Consider the following 18,953-nt stretch of genomic DNA (forward strand, 5'->3'; position numbering starts at 1 on the left):
CCCATGTCGCCGGCCAGCGGCGAATCAACCCCCAGATCGCCTACGTTCGAAGACACTCTTGAATGAGGAAATGCTATGCAGAGCACGATGATGAACGTCCCGTTGACGACCGCGGCGATTCTGCGCCACGGCTCGAGTGTGCACGGCTCGGCGACCGTGCGGACTTTGCAACTTGACGGAAGCGTGAAGGTTGCTACGTTCTCCGAAATCGGACGGAGGTCCGCTCAGTTGGCCAACGCATTGCGGGCTTGCGGGATCACAGGCGATGAGCGCGTCGCGACCCTCATGTGGAACAACCAGGAGCACGTGGAGGCCTACTGCGCAGTGCCCTCGATGGGAGCGGTGCTGCATACCCTGAATCTACGGCTCGCCTCCGATCAGCTTGTTTACATCGGTAACCACGCTCAGGACCAAGTCGTGATTGTCGATGGAAGCCTAGTACCCATGATGGCCTCAGTGTTGCTGCAGCTCACTAGCGTGCATACCATCGTTGTCACCGGAGAGGTGGACCTTACCCCGCTGCACCGTGAGGGACTGACAGTCGTTGATTACGAGGAGTTCATCTCCGCCCAGCCCGAGACGTTCGACTGGCCAGACCTCGACGAGCAGTCTGCGGCCGCGGCCTGTTACACCTCTGGCACCACCGGCGACCCCAAAGGTGTCGCCTATAGCCACCGGTCGACTTACCTCCACTCGATGGCGGCCTGCGCCGCCGACGGACTGAGCGTGAGCAGCGATGACCGAATCCTCCCCATCGTCCCGATGTTCCACGCGAACGCCTGGGGGCTGGTCTACGCCGCACTCATGGCGGGTGCCGGCTTGCTCATGCCTGACCGGTTCCTACAGGCCGAGCCGCTCGTGCGGCTGATCGACGTCCACAAGGCAACCATCGCCGGGGCAGTCCCGACCATCTGGAACGACGTCTTGGACTTCCTGGATTCCAACCCCAGCTACGACATCTCGTCTCTAGGCCTGGTCGCTTGCGGTGGCTCAGCTGTACCCGTTCATCTGATGAAGGCCTTCGAAGAGAGGTACAACGTACAGGTTGTACAGGCGTGGGGAATGACCGAGACCTCGCCACTAGCGGCTGTCGCGCGTCCACCGGCGTCGCTCGACGCCCAGGAGCGGTGGCGTCTGCGAGCGACCCAAGGTCGTCCGGTTGCAGGAGTCGAGCTTAGGATCGTCGACGACGGAGGCAATGAGCTCCCGCACGACGGCGAAGCCGTCGGTGAGTTGCAAGTGCGCGGACCTTGGATTACCGGCTCGTACATCGGCGAAGAGGATGGCGGGGATAAGTTCCAGGACGGCTGGTTGCGCACCGGCGATGTCGGCCGGATCGACGAACGCAGCTTTGTCACGCTGACCGACCGCACCAAGGACGTGATCAAGTCCGGCGGGGAGTGGATCTCCTCGGTCGAGCTCGAACTTCTGCTCGCCGGTCACCCCGACGTGCTCGAGGCATCAGTAATCGGGGTCCCGGATGAGAAGTGGCAGGAACGCCCCCTCGCTGTGATCGTCGTACGCGACGGGCGGCAAGTAACACCTGCCCAACTGCGTGACTTCCTCGACGGCAAGGTCGCCACGTGGTGGCTGCCTGAGCGCTGGAGCTTCACCGCAGAGGTGCCCAAGACCTCGGTCGGCAAGTTCGATAAGAAGCGGTTGCGCACCCTGCATGCGAACGGCGAGCTGACCGTCGTCGAGATTTAGGAATTGTCTCCATGCCTGGTCCTGAGTAGGACGGAACAGGACATTGATACCCATAATGCGAAGCTTTCGCGACACCGGCGACATTACCGTGCACGTCGACATCGGCGAAAGGCTGCAAACGAAGATGGGAGTCACCTCCCAGTGCACGGCACGTTTCGCGCCGGTGGTGGTGGAATGGGGCCACCGGCTGCGCACCACCTCTGGCGTGCGCGATATGTATTTGCATAGTGGTCACGCTCGAGATCGATGTTGGGTGCGGCTTCATCGACAGGAAGGCTGACCATGAGCAATCTATCGGACACGGGCGGCAGGTCGTCCGATCCCGACTTGGAGGAATGGGTGCGTTCGTTCCGACTTTTGGAACCTCGATCGACTGAGTTGCCTCCCCACCATCCCAACTGTCTCGGTTGTGGACCGGCCAACCCGCATGGGCATTTTCTGACGGCCCAGCGCTGCGCAGGCGGCGTGGTCGCTCACCACCGATTCGATCGACGTCATGTAGGAGCGCCCGGAATAGTGCACGGGGGCGCTGTGGCGACAGTAGTCGACGACCTATTCGGTTTCCTGCTATACACCGTCGGCGAACTCGCCGTGACGCGCCATCTCGACCTCGACTATCTTGCTCCGGTTCAGCTCGACACTCCCTACGCCCTGCACGCCGAACTACGGTCTCGAGATGGCCGGAAATTACATCTCGGGGCCAGAATCGAGGATGCAGGGGGACATTTGGTTGTCACGGCCACAGCACTGTTCATTGTGGTCGATGTCAAACATTTCTTGCAGTCGCCGGTGAGTGCAAGGAGACAGGCATGACTGTACCGAGCGAGCGAGCACTGCTCCTGGACGCCTTGCTAACCGATCACGGCTCGGCCGGACCTTATGAGGCGTTCCGGCGGCTGCGCCAGACGCAACCAGTGTTGGTTACACGATCGGGGGTGCTGGTATTGAGCCGCTACGACGATTGCGCGGCGGCGCTCCGCGACCGCAGCCTCGGCAAGGCCGACGAGTCGCTGGGCTTCGGCTTGTCCGACATTCCTGAAGAGCTGCAACATCAGGCCATGCACCGGTTCCGACGCACCATGCTGTTCCGCAACCCTCCTGACCACCACCGGCTGCGTCGGTTGGTCGCCGACGTGTTCACCCCGAGGCACATCGACGCGTTGCGCGGCCGTATCGTCACACAGGTCAACCACTTGCTCAATGTCATGGAAGCACGGGTCTCCGTCGACATCATCAACGATCTGGCGCTCCCGCTGCCCGTGAATGTGATTGGAGATCTACTCGGGGTGCCCTTTACTGATAGAGCAGTAGCAGCCCCACTGGTGCGGGCCCTGCTGGCCTCGCTCGAACCCGGTGCCGATATCGCGGCCTTGACAGCAGCCTGCGACGCCGAAGACCAACTTGCCGCATATTTCGCTGACCTGTTGGCGGTCAAACGCGCCCGCCCTACCGATGACCTACTGAGCTGGCTCGCCGTCGCGAATGGCGACGACATCCTAGACGACGACGAATGCGTCGGTACCGCGATTCTTTTGTTTGCGGCAGGGTTCGAGACCACCACGAACCTGATCGGCAACGGCGTCGCCGCGCTGCTCGCCCACCCTGACCAAATGCGCGAACTTCGTGCCAGGCCAGAGTTGGCGAGCAACGCAGTCGAAGAATTATTGCGCTATGAGTCCCCCGTCCAGACCAACGGGCGTACGGTGCTCCAGCCGACGCGACTGGCGGGAGTTGATTTACATCCCGGTCAGGTCGTACTGATCCTGCTTGGGGCAGCCAACAGAGACCCGGATCGGTTCGACGACCCCGACAGTCTCGACATCACCCGAACCGGGGTCCCGCCGTTGTCGTTCGGGGCCGGCATCCATTTCTGCCTCGGCGCACCGCTTGCACGGCTCGAAGGGGCAATATTGTTCCCGCTCCTGGCGTCCCGATTTCCCGATCTTCGGCTGGTCGAGCAGCCCCGCTGGCGCACCGGGCTGTCTTTTCGCGGACTTTCGACCTTGAAGGTGGTCACCGCATAAGCCGTTGGACTTCTGATAGTTCATCGGACAGAGTTGATCCGGCAAACAACAAGCCCCTGGCGGCTTTGCCGATGAGCTCCTCCTGACGGCTGTCCATAATTCGTTCGACTAGCAGTGAGTATTGTTCTGGGGGTAGCCACTCGGCGGCTTATTCGATGATGGAGTTGATCTCCGGGCTGTGGCCACGCATGTTCGCTCGCCCGACCACACGGCTTCCGCACGAGGGCACCGACCGGTCGTTGCGGGGCCGACATCGAGAGTTGTGTTTCGAGGGCCAGGTGTTACTGGTGGCCAGGTACCGCGGACGAATCTGACGATGCGTCAACCCGCGGCGGTACTCGGAATGGAAGCCGGCCAACCCCGGTGATCGACGACCTGGTACTACGTTGGCGCTGCGACCCCGGTCCGATCCCGCACGGTGTGGTGCTTACGGTGGTCAGCACCTGGTCCGACCTGCGACCGTACATTGCCGCACCGAGTAGGAACCACTGGTACTCGACCCACCATCTGGTCGTCATCGACGCCCGATAACGAAGTCGTCGTCGTGATCGGACGTCCGTTGCACCGCAGGCCTGGACGGAATCCGGCGCCGACGCCTGCCGCACCGCTATGGTCATCGCCGACGGCGGCTACCAGGGAACGGCCTCTTCATCCCGCACCGCCAGGCGCCCGGTGTCGGACTGCCGAAATGGAACAGGCCCACAACAAGTTCCACCGCAAGGTTTACGAGAAATCGCTGAGTAAACCACTCTTTGCCGCGTACCGCAAACTGGCGATCGCGTGGGCAGTCGCGGACTACTTCCGCGGGCCGCTCACTTCCATCGGTGCCAGGTTCAATTCCGGCCGAATCAGGGATCTGGCACTATTTCGCAATTCGACTGTGTGAATTGCTCAGCCGCTCAGGAGGATTCGCCGAAGGTGGCGTCGCCTCTCACACGGCTCTTGATGATCGCGGCGAACGAACGTGACCAGCGGGTGCGTCGAATCCGGGCTGGCGGTAGAGTCATGTCGAAGCGCCACTGGTCATTTGGGTCTGTGCGAGCAGGTTCGGTCATAATTGGGGCCCGGTGATGTGAGCGGCATCGAGGAAGGCCTGATGGGCGCGGACGAGGTTCGGCTGACTTCGATAGCCGCAGGCGGTGATCGCGTCAAACAGCAGGGCGGCGTCGGGTGCATCCCTTATTCCACCGCTGAGGAGATAGGGCTTGAACTCGTAGATGATTCCTGGACCTCGGCGAAACGCTGCTGGCATCGGATCGCGACCCTGTCTTGGCGCAGACCTGGCTCGACCGGACCACGATGCAAGCCTGCGGAGACCTCGGCGATATCGGGTAGTTGCGGGGGCGTCATCGAGGCAGCCCGCCGCGGCGGTCAGGCAGTGTCGGCGCGGTGCGATAGCGTGTTCGAGGGCGTCACCGAGGTTCTCCCAGATGTGCCACCGATCAGCGACCTGGAATCCTACTGGCTCCCCGCTGGCCACACCTCCGGAGTAGGGGTCGGCCCGGTCGCGGCACATGATCTCGATGTCAAGAAGGGTCTGTAACCATATTCTCAGAGTCTTGGCGCTGCAATCTGTGAGCACGTCGATCGGGCGGCGAGATTCCATGCGATCAGGATCGTGGCGTAGCGGTGTCCATGGCATAGCGCGGAGCCGTCCGCGCATAGTTGGGCTGCGGCAGGTCAGGGATCGCACGAACATGGCGGAGCAGGGTTATCCGGTCCGCGCCGCGAGATGTCCAGTCCAACGGCGCTCCCGGGCGGCCACCCAGGACTAACGCCACCGCTCCCAACACCCGCTGCAGAACAACGTCCATCGCCCGCGGCGTGCGGCGAGCCAAGGTACTTGCTCGGCGAAAGTCTTTCCGAAGTCGATGTTGTCGCAGAACAATCTGCTGACGAGCAACACGATCGCCGCTTCGCTGGCAGTGACCGAGATATCGGCCAGTTGCCGCCGATACGGCCGTGAATCCACCGGGACGGCGCTGAGCCACTCGGGCAGAGCGCCACCGCATCGCAAAGTTGCGGCGTCGATTCGCACGGACCCGACCCCACGAACCGCATCGACCAACAGTCCGTCCATGTGCGGGAACGGGACCCCGTCATTCCAAGATCAGAGACACTGGCCACATAATCAACTATCGACCAGGAACGGGGCCCACTCTCGGGCCGGACACCACGACAACCGGGCAGTCACTCAGATCGGGCATGTGCCATTAGCCGACCACCCGAGAGCACGTCGGCGACGAGAGTTCATCACCGGAGTTCGCTCCCGACTGGCTGTTCTGCTGACGCCCTGAAGCGGTCCGCAAGTGTGAACGGATCCGGAAAGTGCGTTCGGCTTACCGTTGCGCCGGTTCAATGGTAGGCATTGACTCCAACCGCTTCCTCCGCGCACCACGCGTAAGCCGGAGGCGTCGCAGACGATTTCGACGGCCCCGGCGAACGCAACTGACTTTGTGGCCTTCGTCGACTGTGCGTCCAGGAGAGAGCGGGATGAGTATCAGCGCGCCTGCGAGGCTGATCACGGCCAGCGCGAACGCGGAGTGTTCCACTCCATCCCAGAAGGCGGCTTTCGCATACTCGGCGAGGGGCTCTCCCGCAGCCCCCGCGCGCTCAGCGACTTCGAGTGCACCAGCCAGCGAACTCCGCACCGGGTCGCGAGCAGGCTCAGGAAGGCGGGGTAACACCTCCGCGATCTTCGACGTGTAGTTCGCCGACAGGATGCTGCCGGCGACGGCGACACCGACTGCGGCGCCGATCTCTCGAGTTGCGTCGTTGACCGCAGCTGATACCCCATGTTTCTCCAAGGGCGTGTCGAGCATGATCGCGTTGGTGGCGGGAGCGGCCGACATGCCCAGGCCAGCGCTCATGATCAGCAGCGGCCAGAGCACATCGAGGTAAGACGAACCGGTGTCGAGGCGCTGGAGGGCCAACAAGCCGACTGCGATGGTAAGTAGCCCGGTCGTGGTCGTCACCCGGAGCCCCAGCCACGCGGCGATCATCGGTGAGACGAGAGACATCACGATGAGGGGAGCAACCATCGGGGCAAGCGCCAAGGCCGAGTGCAGGGGCGTGAACCCCAAGATGAGCTGGAAATGCTGCACCAGCAGGAACATCACACCGAAAGTCACGAGGAATTGAATGGTTATCGACAACGCACCGCTCGAGAAACCTCGGCGGCGGAACAGCCGTACATCAAGCAAGGGGTGCTCGACACGGAGTTCAGTGACGATGAAGGCCACGACACTCATTGCGCCGGTCGCTCCCATGGCGAAGACCCAGCCATCGGTCCAACCACGCGTCGGAGCCTCCATGACCGCGAATACCGTCGTCCCGATCGCCAGTACCACCAAGAACATGCCGCGAACCTCCAGCCGCGGGCATTCGGTGTCTTGTGAATCAGGGACGGTGAGACCAAGCACCAACAGCAGCAGTGCGACGACGGTCAGGCCGACGAAAATCGAGTGCCATGACCAACGTGTGAGGAGCAGACCGGATCCGACCATACCGATTACTCCGCCGGAACCGGCGACACCTGCCCACACCCCGACCGCGTACTCCCGTTTGTCCACCGGTAAGTTTGCGGTCAGAAGCGAGAGAGTCGCAGGCATGACAAAGGCGGCTCCGGCTCCCGCCACAGCCCTGGAGAGCATGAGCCATATCGGGGCATCGACCAGCACGGGCACCACAGAAGCGACCGCGAATACGGCCAAGCCTGCCGTCAGAACACGTCGACGTCCATATCTATCGCCGATCGCGCCCCCTGGCAACACGAGGCAAGCAAGCACCAGCGTATAGCCGTCGACTATCCAGGTAAGCGCGTTTTGATCCGCGCCCGTGTCCAAGGCTATAGCGGGGAGCGCGGTATAGAGCGCTGCCATAGCCGCGACAACGAGAGCCACTGCGCCGCAGGTGACAATCATGGTCCAGGCTGCGGATCTTCGGGCGTCGAGCAGGTGTCCAAAGCGGATCATGTCGGTTCCGGTTCCATTCGCAAGCGGCTGGTTGTCGCCGTCCGTCTTCGCGGTCTGTAGTTCAACTCGGCGTCGCCTCGACTTCGTCTAGTGATGACGGCGTGGGGTATGGCGGGCGACCGCGGCCTTGAATCCGATAGCGACCCCAGAAGTCTCGATCACCGATGGTTCCGGCAGCTTCGCCGGCAGAAGTCCGGACCACTACCGAACGTCGACGACCCTGCAGAAACTCGTCGAGAATGTCACTCTGTCCAACCCGCCCGTACCAGCAGAAGCGGCCATCGATGGGTTGGAAGAAGCCACGCAGCTCGACCTGCACCTCAACTTCCGTGCTTGCCATGATCACTGTCGCGGACCCGATGTAGTCGGAGTCATCGTGCGGACTATGAGAATTCACTGTGGCTTCCTTCGCGTGATCGCCAGCCGACGCCTGCAACGGGATCCACCACACCAGCACTGCCGGTGTGGTGGGCCGACGTCGGAATCCGAGGGCGTTGACCGCTTGACAATCCGGTCTGCCGCAGTCAAAGTTACCCCATACCCCGAGTATCCGCTACCCATCGTTCGGGTAACTTTGGGCGGGAGTCCAAGCATTCCGACGGGGTGGCACACCGTGCCAGATACGCCGATGCTGTGCCATCGGCCGAGTCGAAAGATGGACCAATGACATCAAGCGAAGTTCGAAGCCGCAGCGCCGGGCCGATAGCCGTTACCACTGACGGCATGGCCCGCGTGAGCGGACGCCGACGCACCGATCTTCAACGATCGGCCGGGCGACTGCTCAAGACCTCTGCCGAGAAGTCCTATGACGCCGAGGTTGACATCGACTGGGATAGTCCATGGTGGCCGGATAAGGCATGGCTGCCCGAACACCGGGTGTCGCTCTTCGGCACCGAGATCTGGGACCGGCTCTCGGACGCACAGAAAGTTGAGCTGGGCAAGCATGAACTCGTGAGCATTCTCAGCTTCGGCATCTACGCTGAGAATTTGCTGAGCATGGCATTGCTACGGCAGAACACCACAGGGGACCTCGTCGACAACAAGTCGCTGTACGCACTCGCCGAAGTTGGCGACGAGAGCCGCCACTCCATGATGTTCGCGCGCTTGATTGCCAAAACGGGCATCCCGCCCTACAAGCTCCCGCGCGGGTTCCTTTCGATGGCGAAGATCCTGCACTTCATCCCGCTGGGGCCGTCCATTCAGGGTGCGACGCTGTTGATCGAAGAGATCCTCGATAGGGCCCAGCGCGAGGCGATGAATGACGAGCGTCTACAGCCACAGGTCCGGCAGTTGATGAAGATCCATGTACTCGAAGAGGCACGCCACATCACGTTCGCGCGAACCGAACTTGTCGATGGTATGCGCGTACGGGGACGAGCCTCGAGAGCATGGCACCGCGGCGTGCTCGCGGTCGTCGCGAACTTGGCTTATCCCATCTTGATCAACCCGAAGCTGTACCGTGTCGTCGGCGTGCATCCACTACGTGGGTTCTTGGCGTGCCAGTCCGGTCCACACTACCGGGAGAATTTGCAGTTCATGTCCGAGCCGATGATCCGGTTCTTTGACGAGGCCGGCATGATCGAAGGCCGCATCACAATGTTCCTGTGGCGTCTGTCCAGGAGCCTCCCCGAGGATATCGCCCAGCGGTGAGCAGCCCAGTCCGGCGAAAACACAAGCGCACGGACGTGGCCAGGAATTTCGCACGACACATGAATTTGCGGCTAGCACTGGGCGAGCCGCACCGGCCAGAGGAAACCGATGAGCAAAAGTCGATCTGCCAAGTATGCACAAAAGGCCAATGGCTCGGGAGGTGACGGAGCGCGAGCCACAGTCCACCGGGCGCAAGTCCTCATCGTCGGAAGCGGATTTTCGGGAATGGGGATGGCAATACAGTTGCTGAGAGCGGGAATAGATGACTTCCTAATTATCGAGAAAGAGACCGAGATCGGCGGAACGTGGCGCGACAACACGTATCCGGGCTGCGCATGTGACGTTCCTTCGCATATGTACTCGTACTCCTTCGAACCCAAACCGGACTGGAGTCGGCTCTGGGCAGGGCAGGACGAGATCCAGAACTATCTCACCGGGCTAGCACGCAAGTACGATCTGTATCGGTTCACTCATTTTGGTCGGACACTGCAATCCGGACATTGGGATCCCGATGATTCCGCCTGGCATCTGGTCACATCCGACGGCCACGAGTACATCGCCCAGTTCCTAGTCTCAGGAGTCGGAGCGCTACACATACCGAGCATCCCTACAATTGACGGGCAGAAGAACTTCAACGGCACAGTCTTTCATTCGGCGCAGTGGGATCATGATTGCTCATTGGCGGGCAAGAAGGTCGCCGTGATCGGCACCGGAGCCAGTGCGATTCAGTTCATTCCCGAGATTGCCAAGGAAGCCGCTGAACTGCACGTATACCAGCGGACGCCAGCATGGGTACTGCCAAGGAAGAATGTCAAGATCCCGGAATCTATCCGTGCGGCATTCACCAGGATGCCGATCCTTGCGAAGGCAGTCCGGGCCGCTATCTACTGGTCAGCAGAATCGTTGTCAATGGGCCTCAATGGTCACCTCAACCTCATGCGCCCACTTGAGAGCATTGCCAAGTGGAACATCGCACAGGGAATCGATGATCCCGTATTGCGCGGTAAACTCACGCCTAGCTATCGCATCGGATGTAAGCGGATTCTCGGCTCGAGTGACTACTATCCAGCACTGAATCGACCAACCACAACCGTCATCACCGAAGGTATCTCTGAGATAACCGAGGATGCGATCGTGTCACGGAACGGTGAGAAGCGTCCAGCGGATGTGATCATCTACGCGACCGGATTCCATGTGACCGACGGGTTTGAAAGTCTTCGCCTCAAGGGCTTGTCCGGCAGGGAACTCGCAACGGTTTGGTCGGACGAAGGGATCCAGACGCACCTCGGCATCACCACCGCCGGGTTCCCCAATCTTTTCTTCCTACTCGGCCCCAACACAGGGCTAGGCCATAACTCCGTAGTCTTTATGATTGAATGCCAGATCAGTTACATCATCTCGGCGATCGATCTTGTCAACAAACGTGGCGCAGCTGCGCTAGAAGTACGCGAGCCGGTCCAGCGGAAATTCAACTCCGAAATTCAGGCCAAGCTGGTCAAGGGAGTCTGGAGTAGCGGCGGGTGTACAAGTTGGTACCTCGACGCACAGGGCGTCAACCGAACTGTTTGGCCGGGCTTCACATGGCAATACTGGCGGCGCACTCGCAAACTGGCGCCGGCGGATTTCGGATTTGTCGGCGAGTTGGCCGGTGCACAATACACCGCCGACCTCCCGAATGCGCTCGAAAAGGGGAACCTTCCGAAATGAAAGATTTCAGAGACCGGGTGGTCTCGGTAACGGGTGGCGGTTCGGGCATCGGCCGCGCCGTCGCAATTCGGCTGGCTGGCGACGGCGCACGGCTCGCGATCGCTGATATCGACGCGGAACGCGCACAGGAGACCGCCACTGTTTGCAATTCGCTTGGTGCAGAATGCCGACCCTATGAGCTCGATGTAGCCAATCGTCACGCATTCCAGGATTACCGGAACCGCGTCCTGGCGGACTTCGGATCAATCAGCATGGTCGTCAACAACGCAGGCGTTGCGCTAGGCGCCGATGTAGTGGACATGGAATGGATCGACTTCGAATGGTTGATGGGCATCAATTTCTGGGGGGTGGTTAACGGAACAAAACTATTTCTTCCGGATCTGATTGATTCAGGTGACGGCCACGTTGTCAATGTTTCGAGCGTTTTCGGGCTGATGGCCATACCCAGCCAGAGCGCGTACAACGCGTCCAAATTCGCTGTCCGAGGTTTCACCGAAGCGTTGCGTCAAGAGATGCGAATTAACCGCTTGCCCGTAGGTGTAACCTGCGTTCATCCCGGTGGTGTCCGGACCAATATCGTACGGGATGCTCGGGGCGTCGGCACAATGGGCGATCAAAAGAAGATTGTTGCCGGATTCGATCGGATTGCTCTCACGACACCCGATGGCGCTGCGGATTCAATCATTAAAGGCGTGCGTCGCAATAAGCCACGCGTTCTCATCGGGCCTGACGCCCTCGGCTTCGATGTTATTACGCGGGCGGTAGGGCCTAGGTACCAGGACCTCAACGCGCCTCTGGCCCGCCTCGGATTCGCGATAGGTCGCCGATACGGTCTGGTGAATTACAATATTTGATGCCGGTCCGCCGGGCTAGACGGGACTTCCGACAGTGGCTGTCCAGCATCGAGGGAGATGGAATGTTCTCGAAGAAAAATATGCCATGTGAGCTCACTGTGTCACGCGTGGTGCAGGAGACGCAGGATGCGGTCTCGATATGGTTTGAAGTCCCGGAGCATCAATGGGCAACATTCTCGTACACTCCGGGACAGTTCCTGACGTTGCGCATTCCTGGGAGTGGCGAGAGGGAACCTGTAGCCCGTTGCTACTCGCTGTCGAGTTCTCCGCACACCGAGGACGAGCTGGCTGTCACAGTAAAACGCACAGCGGGTGGGTATGGATCCAACTGGCTGTGCGACAATATCGCCACTGGCACTATCGTGTCCGTGCTACCGCCTAGCGGACATTTCACGCCGCAGGATTTGAATTCGGATATGGTACTGCTAGCAGCTGGCAGTGGCATCACGCCGATCATCTCAATTATCAAGTCAGCCCTGCTCGAGGGTGATGGCCATCTTGTGCTTTTCTACGCGAACCAGGACGCAGAGAGCGTAATTTTTGGCGAAGACCTTCGCTATATGGCGAAACAGTTTCCGGAACGGCTCATTCTCATAGAATGGCTGGAGAGCGAGCGAGGACTCCCGGACCGAGAAACTCTCTCAGAACTCTGCAGCGCATATAAGAATCGAATGTACTTCGTGTGCGGTCCAGCAGCTTTCATGGACCTAGTGGGCGACGTAGCGCATCATGTCGGCATCCCGCATGGCAATCTCCATCGAGAAATTTTCCAATCTCTTCGTTCCGATCCATTCGACACCGAAATTGGCGTCAAGCAGTCGATGACCACGGAGCAGGCACGTCTCGTGGTCTACCTCGATGGTGACCGTGCCGAGCTTCAATGGCCCAAGGATCTTACGCTCGTCGAAGTCCTGCTGAACGAGGGCTTTTCGCCGCCGTACTCGTGCCGCGAAGGCGGATGCGGCGCGTGCGTATGCAAGGTCATAGATGGTGACATACAGATGAGAGTGAACGACGTACTCGACGAGGACGACATCGAGGAGGGCGACCGCCTGGCTTGCCAGTCTCTACCGATCACCGATACTGTCATTGTGACATTCGGCTAACCGTCCACAACCGGCAGTGGCCGTCCGGCGGTGACATCGCCAGAATCCAGGCGTTAACGGGCTGCCGACCTCGTGTACTTGTCCATCCGTGTAGCCCGTAGCGTAAGATCGGCATCGTGGCAGGCGCGCGACGGAAAATGTTGGAGGTCGGTAGCTCGGTGGTTCGGCGAGTTGACGCACGATCAAGCCGTTGGGAAGAGCATCGGGCCGTAGTGCGCGCGGAGCTGGTCGATGCCGCGTACCAAGCCTTCGCTAAATATGGCCCCGAGGCCAGCATGGACGATATCGCCCGGGAAGCAGGCGCAACAAAACCTAAGCTGTATCGCCACTTCAACGACAAACAGGGCCTCCGTGCCGCTGTGGTGGAGCGGGCGAAGGACCTCATGTGGACCAACATTCTCGATGCGGTCGACTTCGGATCCGAGCCGATCGGTAAAGTGATGAATCAGCTCGTCGAGCAATATACGCAATTGGTCGACGAGCACCGCAACGTTTTCAAATATCTCGTGCGGAGTCATTTTAGCGAGAGCTCATCAGAATCCGATCAGGCCCTGGAGGATGCACGCGAGCTCGCCGGTTTCATTGCTGGCCATTTCGCCGCCGTGTTGGAGAACGTTGGCGCGGACAGCACCGGCATAGATTTGGTCGTGCAGTCAATCATAGGGGCCAGCCTCTCCGCAACCGATTGGTGGATTAACTCGCAAGCCGACCCATCCGCGATGTCCCGCTCGGCCTTCCGGGATCATCTCAGCGCTATCATTTGGGGAATTATCGATGCGTCGTCGCGAGCCCGGGGGATCCGAATCGATCCGACTGCGACGCTGCACACCGAGAATATTGGACTGCTCTAGGCGGATTTCGCATGACAACGAAGTCCGATCAAAGGCCTACATTCCAGGCGTACCATCTCGGTCGCTTTGCTGTGGCTTGCCAGGCCCAGCACGGCCGACGAGCAGGTTCAGGACCGCGCTGGGGTGCGGGGTCTGCTGCAGATTAGAAAGGATTTCGGGCTATAGCTACTGTAATTGCTGATGAGGGTTCTGGAAGGAAGCTGCGCTGCAATGTATCCAGCCCCATTGCTCACGTCATACCACCTCGCGTTGGCAATCATTCTATCATTTCCTTGATATTCAATTGCTTCAGTGCCAGTGGCTGATGCACCGGTGCTACATGTGAGTGCGATACGCATCCCCCCGGCCGGGCACCGGCAAGGACGCCATCGGTCCCGCTCTGCAACCAGTCACCACCGGTGCACTCGGAGTCCGAGGTCTCGAACCGGCGCGCTTGCTCGGCGGGTCGGTCGGAAAGCCTAGGCTTGGCGAAGGCCGGAGTGAGATGTGGTGGGTGGTCTCACCGAGCGGCGTGCCAAGGTTATTCGGGTCGTCGATAATCGGCTCAGGGCCGTAGGGACGATCGGCTCGTTGGGAAGGCGCGGCAGTCTGGCGCAGTGACCGGGATAGACCGGGACGGTGGGCGTCATGTCAAATCCCCGTGGCCCCCAGCGCAGCCAGGGCTGCGCGCAGGCGGGTGGTGGCATCCTCGGCGACCGGATCGAGTGCGGGCTGACCGGTGACTGCGACCATGAGCTGGGGGTTCATCGCTTCGACGATGATGGTGTCGGTGTCGGTCCGGTCGCGACGGACCACGACATTGCAGGGCAACAGGAGCCCGATCTGGCGGTTGATCTCGACCGCTTGGTGGGCCAGGGGTGGGTTGCAGGCGCCGAGGATGCGGTAGTCCTCCATGTCGTGGCCGAGTTTGGCTTTGAGGGTGGCTTGCATGTCGATCTCGGTGAGGATGCCGAATCCTTGCTCGGCCAACGCGTCTCGGGTGCGTTCGAGCGCGTCGTCGAAGGTGGTGTGCAGCGTGGTCGACAGGGCCAGGTCCATTCGTGTGCTCCGATCCGAGGAGAGTGGTCAGGCGGTGGGGGTTGGGCAGGTCGTGTCGGTCAGACCGAGTCGGCGCATCACCAGGGTGGCCGGGCACCAGCCCGCCGCGCTGTAGAGCAGCAGGTTCGCCCCGACCAGGGCGGCCAGAATCAGCCACCACGGGGACAGGGTCACACTCAGCAATACGCTGAGCAGGACCAGGGTCCCGGCCAGGGCCGGGACGAGGCGGGTGATGGTCCATCCGTGCGGTCGCGGTGGCAATGCCATCGGCGGGAGTCCTTCCAGTGTGCGTACCCGACCCCGCGCTGTGCGGGGTCAGGCCAGGGCGAGAAAGAGCTTTTCCAGTTCGTCGATGCTCATGGGCGCGGCCTCACCCTCGGGGGTCTCGGTGAGGCATTCGCGCAGGCCGGTGGCGACGATCTTGAATCCGGCGCGGTCGAGCGCTTTGGAGACCGCGGCGAGTTGGGTGACCACGTCCTTGCAGTCGCGCCCGTCCTCGATCATGGCGATCACCCCGGTGAGTTGGCCCTGGGCGCGGCGCAGCCTGTTGAGTACCTGCGCGATAGCGTCGTCGTTGCCGATCATCGATGTTTCCCTTCTCGGATCCTCCCCCCTATACCCCATGGGGTATAGGGGGTTCCGAGGAAGTGGGTTGGCCGGTGGGTCAGTGGTGAGCGAAGCTGATGGTGGGCAGCACCCGGGTCAGCCACGCCGGGCTCCACCAGGCAGCGTGCCCGGTCAGGCGCAGAATCACCGGCAACAGCACCAACCGCACCAGCAGTGCGTCGAGCAGGACCGCGACACCCAGGATGATGCCCATCTCCTTCGGGGGCAGCGGGTCGGCCAGGGCGAAGGTGAAGAACACCGCCACCATCACCGCCGCGGCGGCGAAGATGACCCGCCCCGAATGCGCGAGCCCGTCCAGGAGCGCGGCGTGGGGGTCGCCGGTGCGCTCGTAGTGTTCCTTGGCGGTGGCCAGCAAGAACACCGTGTAGTCCATGGCGATGGCGAAGATCATCGCGAAGAAGAACACCGGCCCCCACCCGTCGAGGAACCCTTGCGGGGTGAAGCCGAGCAGCTCGGCGCCGTGCCCGTCCTGGAAGATCAGCTTGGCCACCCCGAACGCGGCCGCGGTCGAGAGCAGGCTGACCAGGGTTCCCAGGGCAGCGATGAGCGGGGCCTGCAACGCGATCAGCAACAACACGAACCCGAGCACCAAGATGATGACCACCACGATCGGCAGATAGTCGTCGAGGGCTTGTTGCAGGTCGAGGTTTTCCGCCGCCGCGCCACCGACCACCGCGTCGGCGGGCAGGTCGGCACGCAACCGGTCCAGGATTTCGGCCATCCGCGGTGCGGAGGGATCGACTGCGGGCATGGCCTGCATCATCACCAGATCGGCACCGTCGACGGCGAGCTGGGGCGGGGTGAGCATGACGATGCCGTCGCCGGCGCGCGCGATGGTCTCGGTGGCCGCCGCGTCGGCGGTCGAGGTGATGATCGACAGCATGCCCGGGGCGCCGGGGCCCATCTGCTCGGCGATCAGTTCATAGCCCTGGCGCACCGGCGCGTCGGTGGGCACGACCGCGATCGAGGGCATCGCGGTCTTGAGCCCGAACACCGGTGCGGCCAGCCCGATCAGGATGGCCAGTGCCACCGCGGCGAACGGCCACGGATGCTTGTGCAGGATCTGGGCCCAGCGCGCGAACACCGGCGAGCGGTGCTGCTGGCGGCGCGCGTACGGCAGCGCGGCGGCGTTGATCTTGGTGCCGAGCGCGCCGAGGACGGCGGGCAGCAGGGTCAGGGTCGCGGCGAGGACGAACACCACCGCGAGCATGATCCCGACCGCCATGGTCCGCACGGCGGGAGCGGGCACGATCAGCACCGCCGACAAGCTCACCAGCACCGTCAGCCCTGAGAGCAGGACGGCTTTGCCGGCAGTGTCCATGGTTTCGGTGACCGCGGCGCGGGGATCGCCGGTGCGGGCCAGCGCGTCGCGGAAGCGCGCGACCAGGAACAGCGCGTAGTCGATCCCCAGGGCCAGGGCGAACATCATGGCGAAGTTCATCGCCCACACCGAGATCGGAGTGATCTGATTCAGCAGCACCAACCCACCCGCGGAGGCCACCAAGCCCGCGAGGGTCAGCAGCAGCGGCAGCCCGGCCGCGACCAGCGAACCGAACGCCAGCACCATGATCGCCAACGTGACCGGCCACGACAACATCTCGGCCTGGATCATCGCGTCGTGGTTGGCGACATTGAAATCGCTCCACAACGCCGACGCCCCGGTCGGATACACCTCGATCCCGTCTTTCGACAGCGCGGTCAACGCGGCTTTGTGCTCGTCGACGGCTTTGACCATGTCATCGGTGGAGGCATTGGCGCCCGCGATCACGATGCCGGTGTGTCCGTCAGGGCTGATCGTGAACCCCGGCTGCGGGGCGATCACCTGCCCGATCCGCTCGTCCCCGGCGAAGACCGCCGTGGCCTGCTCGACCACCCGTGCCATCGCCGGGCCACCGATCGTGGCGGTGTCGGAATGGATCACCACCTGCACCGCGGCCGAGGAATTACCGCCGAAATGCTGCTGAGCCAGCTCGCGGGCACGGACCGATTCCGAGCCGTTGGCTTGCCACCCTGCCCCGGCCAGGGAGGTGAACACACTCGGCGCGGCCGCGCCCAGTGCGATCAGCACCAGCAGCCATATCCCGATCACTGCCCGGGTGCGCCCGGCCATGAACGCGCCCCACCGGCCCAGCATTCCTGGCCCGGAGGTCGTGCGGGGTGGTTTCGCCGAGGCGGTATCGAGCTTCGTTTCGGTCATCCGACCCTCCTTTAATACCCCCTGGGGTATATTGATATCGAGTTCGACAATACCCCAGGGGGTATAGTCGAGCGCAACCCCTGTTCCTGTGTCGAAGGAGTGCAGCGTTATGGGCATCGTCGAATTCATGCGAAGTACCGCCGGGCGCCTGGCCCGTATCGCCGCCGGAATCGTGGTGATCGCCGCGGGTTTGCTCCTGGTCGGCGGGACCGCCGGGATCGTGGTGGCGATCATCGGGCTGGTCCCCATCGCGGCGGGAGTGTTCAACTTCTGCTTGCTCGGTCCGGTGTTGGGAGTCGACCTGCAGGGTCGACCCCGCGGCAGCCACTGATCGGCCCAACTTTCGCACCGCATCGAAACCCTGCGCGGCGGCCCACGGCTCATGCCAAGGCGCCAGCCGCCGTTCCTACCATTTCCCTCAGGAGGCCGTCGATGGCCGAAATCGACCTGTATCTCGATCCCGTCTGCCCGTTCGCATGGGTGACCTCGCGGTGGCTGCTCGCCGCCACCGAATCCGGTCCGCACACTGTGCGGCTACAACAGATGAGCTTGGCGGTGCTCAATGAAGGCAGCGACGTCGACGCCGATCACAAGCCGATGATCCAGCGATCACGCCGCCTCGGCCGGGTCTTCGCCGCGGCGACCGACACCGCCGGAAGCGAGGCCTTCGCGCGACTGTATGAGACGCTGGGGACACGACTGCACGTTCGCGGCGACGAGATCGATCACGACGCGCTCACCGACGCACTCACCGAGGCCGGCCTGGATCCGGCATTGGCCCAGCGTACCGAGGACACCGCCCTCGACGCCGAACTCGCGAACACCCACCGAGCCAGTCAGGACGCGCTCGGCAGCGCCGGTGGCAGTCCGATCATCGTCATCGACGGACACGGCTTCCACGGCCCCGTCCTGACCGAATCCCCGACCGCGCAGCGCGGCCCGGGCCTGCTCGCCGCCTTGGTCACCGCCGCGACCACCCCGGGATTCGCTGCCCTGCATCGCCCCTATCAAGGCCCGCCCACAATTGATGCCACCACCGAGGAGGCCCGCTGATGTGCTCACCGGTGCGATGCCGCACCTGCGGTAAAACCACCTGGTCGGGCTGCGGCGCCCACATCGAGGCTGTCCGCGCCCGGGTGGGCCCCGATAACTGGTGTCCAGGCCCTCCAAGGCGAACGGCAGACCGAGCACATCGCCGTAGCGGCCCATGAGCCCCGG

19 protein-coding genes are annotated in these 18,953 nt (G+C 62.2%); 12 read left to right on the forward strand and 7 right to left on the reverse strand.

Annotated elements, in window-relative coordinates:
• Window positions 1-75: 75 nt before the first annotated feature.
• From NV348_RS10490 to NV348_RS10505, 4 genes are all read left to right on the forward strand, one after another.
• Window positions 76-1,707 carry a long-chain fatty acid--CoA ligase gene (locus NV348_RS10490; RefSeq protein ID WP_062984881.1) on the forward strand — a complete coding sequence of 544 codons (1,632 nt, stop codon included), beginning with the start codon at window positions 76-78 and terminating at the stop codon, window positions 1,705-1,707.
• 282 nt (window positions 1,708-1,989) lie between these two features.
• A complete protein-coding gene (locus NV348_RS10495; protein ID WP_022565926.1) occupies window positions 1,990-2,520 on the forward strand; it encodes a PaaI family thioesterase in 531 nt (176 codons plus the stop codon).
• On the forward strand, window positions 2,517-3,731 hold the full coding sequence (locus NV348_RS10500) for a cytochrome P450 (protein ID WP_447146854.1): 1,215 nt from the start codon (window positions 2,517-2,519) through the stop codon (window positions 3,729-3,731). Before NV348_RS10495 ends, NV348_RS10500 begins: the two co-directional genes overlap by 4 nt.
• A 688-nt stretch (window positions 3,732-4,419) precedes the next feature.
• Window positions 4,420-4,617 carry a hypothetical protein gene (locus NV348_RS10505; protein WP_062984885.1) on the forward strand — a complete coding sequence of 66 codons (198 nt, stop codon included), beginning with the start codon at window positions 4,420-4,422 and terminating at the stop codon, window positions 4,615-4,617.
• 165 nt (window positions 4,618-4,782) lie between these two features.
• Here the strand turns inward: NV348_RS10505 and NV348_RS10510 are convergent, their stop codons facing one another.
• The 3 genes from NV348_RS10510 to NV348_RS10520 form a co-directional block, all read right to left on the reverse strand.
• The gene (locus tag NV348_RS10510; RefSeq protein WP_143876026.1) at window positions 4,783-4,983 is read right to left on the reverse strand and encodes a hypothetical protein; all 201 of its coding nucleotides are present in this window, start codon (window positions 4,981-4,983) and stop codon (window positions 4,783-4,785) included.
• A 1,087-nt stretch (window positions 4,984-6,070) separates the two neighbouring features.
• Window positions 6,071-7,705, reverse strand: a complete 1,635-nt coding sequence (locus NV348_RS10515; protein WP_063816138.1) for an MFS transporter — start codon at window positions 7,703-7,705, stop codon at window positions 6,071-6,073.
• 61 nt (window positions 7,706-7,766) lie between these two features.
• Window positions 7,767-8,162 (reverse strand): DUF4873 domain-containing protein, encoded by a 396-nt coding sequence (locus NV348_RS10520; protein WP_022565921.1) that lies wholly within the window; start codon window positions 8,160-8,162, stop codon window positions 7,767-7,769.
• Between the two features lie 206 nt (window positions 8,163-8,368).
• Here NV348_RS10520 and NV348_RS10525 point away from each other — a divergent pair, with 206 nt between their 5' ends.
• From NV348_RS10525 to NV348_RS10545, 5 genes are all read left to right on the forward strand, one after another.
• Window positions 8,369-9,355: an AurF N-oxygenase family protein gene (locus NV348_RS10525; protein WP_062984888.1), complete on the forward strand. Its 987-nt coding sequence runs from the start codon at window positions 8,369-8,371 to the stop codon at window positions 9,353-9,355.
• Window positions 9,356-9,463: 108 nt separating this feature from the next.
• On the forward strand, window positions 9,464-11,062 hold the full coding sequence (locus NV348_RS10530; protein ID WP_084503719.1) for a flavin-containing monooxygenase: 1,599 nt from the start codon (window positions 9,464-9,466) through the stop codon (window positions 11,060-11,062).
• Window positions 11,059-11,916, forward strand: a complete 858-nt coding sequence (locus NV348_RS10535; protein WP_062984890.1) for an SDR family NAD(P)-dependent oxidoreductase — start codon at window positions 11,059-11,061, stop codon at window positions 11,914-11,916. The genes NV348_RS10530 and NV348_RS10535 overlap by 4 nt, the downstream gene beginning before the upstream one ends.
• A 62-nt stretch (window positions 11,917-11,978) precedes the next feature.
• Window positions 11,979-13,022, forward strand: a complete 1,044-nt coding sequence (locus NV348_RS10540) for a ferredoxin--NADP reductase (protein ID WP_062984987.1) — start codon at window positions 11,979-11,981, stop codon at window positions 13,020-13,022.
• A gap of 116 nt (window positions 13,023-13,138) precedes the next feature.
• On the forward strand, window positions 13,139-13,873 hold the full coding sequence (locus tag NV348_RS10545) for a TetR/AcrR family transcriptional regulator (RefSeq protein WP_211300396.1): 735 nt from the start codon (window positions 13,139-13,141) through the stop codon (window positions 13,871-13,873).
• Between the two features lie 630 nt (window positions 13,874-14,503).
• On the opposite strand, the gene NV348_RS10550 is transcribed toward NV348_RS10545, so the two are convergent.
• The 4 genes from NV348_RS10550 to NV348_RS10565 form a co-directional block, all read right to left on the reverse strand.
• Window positions 14,504-14,911 carry a DUF302 domain-containing protein gene (locus tag NV348_RS10550; RefSeq protein ID WP_062984895.1) on the reverse strand — a complete coding sequence of 136 codons (408 nt, stop codon included), beginning with the start codon at window positions 14,909-14,911 and terminating at the stop codon, window positions 14,504-14,506.
• Window positions 14,912-14,938: 27 nt separating this feature from the next.
• The gene (locus NV348_RS10555; RefSeq protein ID WP_062984897.1) at window positions 14,939-15,178 is read right to left on the reverse strand and encodes a YgaP-like transmembrane domain; all 240 of its coding nucleotides are present in this window, start codon (window positions 15,176-15,178) and stop codon (window positions 14,939-14,941) included.
• 48 nt (window positions 15,179-15,226) lie between these two features.
• A complete protein-coding gene (locus tag NV348_RS10560; protein WP_062984899.1) occupies window positions 15,227-15,496 on the reverse strand; it encodes a metal-sensitive transcriptional regulator in 270 nt (89 codons plus the stop codon).
• A 79-nt stretch (window positions 15,497-15,575) separates the two neighbouring features.
• Window positions 15,576-17,735: an MMPL family transporter gene (locus NV348_RS10565; protein ID WP_062984901.1), complete on the reverse strand. Its 2,160-nt coding sequence runs from the start codon at window positions 17,733-17,735 to the stop codon at window positions 15,576-15,578.
• Window positions 17,736-17,844: 109 nt separating this feature from the next.
• On the opposite strand from NV348_RS10565, the gene NV348_RS10570 reads away from it, so the two are divergent.
• From NV348_RS10570 to NV348_RS36495, 3 genes are all read left to right on the forward strand, one after another.
• Entirely contained in the window at window positions 17,845-18,066 is a 222-nt protein-coding gene (locus NV348_RS10570) for a YgaP family membrane protein (protein WP_062984903.1), read from the forward strand.
• 101 nt (window positions 18,067-18,167) lie between these two features.
• Complete coding sequence (locus NV348_RS10575) at window positions 18,168-18,788, forward strand: mycothiol-dependent nitroreductase Rv2466c family protein (protein ID WP_062984906.1); 621 nt, start codon at window positions 18,168-18,170, stop codon at window positions 18,786-18,788.
• Entirely contained in the window at window positions 18,788-18,946 is a 159-nt protein-coding gene (locus tag NV348_RS36495) for a DUF8730 family Cys-rich protein (RefSeq protein WP_494408692.1), read from the forward strand. The genes NV348_RS10575 and NV348_RS36495 overlap by 1 nt, the downstream gene beginning before the upstream one ends.
• The last annotated feature ends 7 nt before the right edge of the window (window positions 18,947-18,953 follow it).

The organism is Nocardia fodinahabitans (assembly GCF_052983615.1).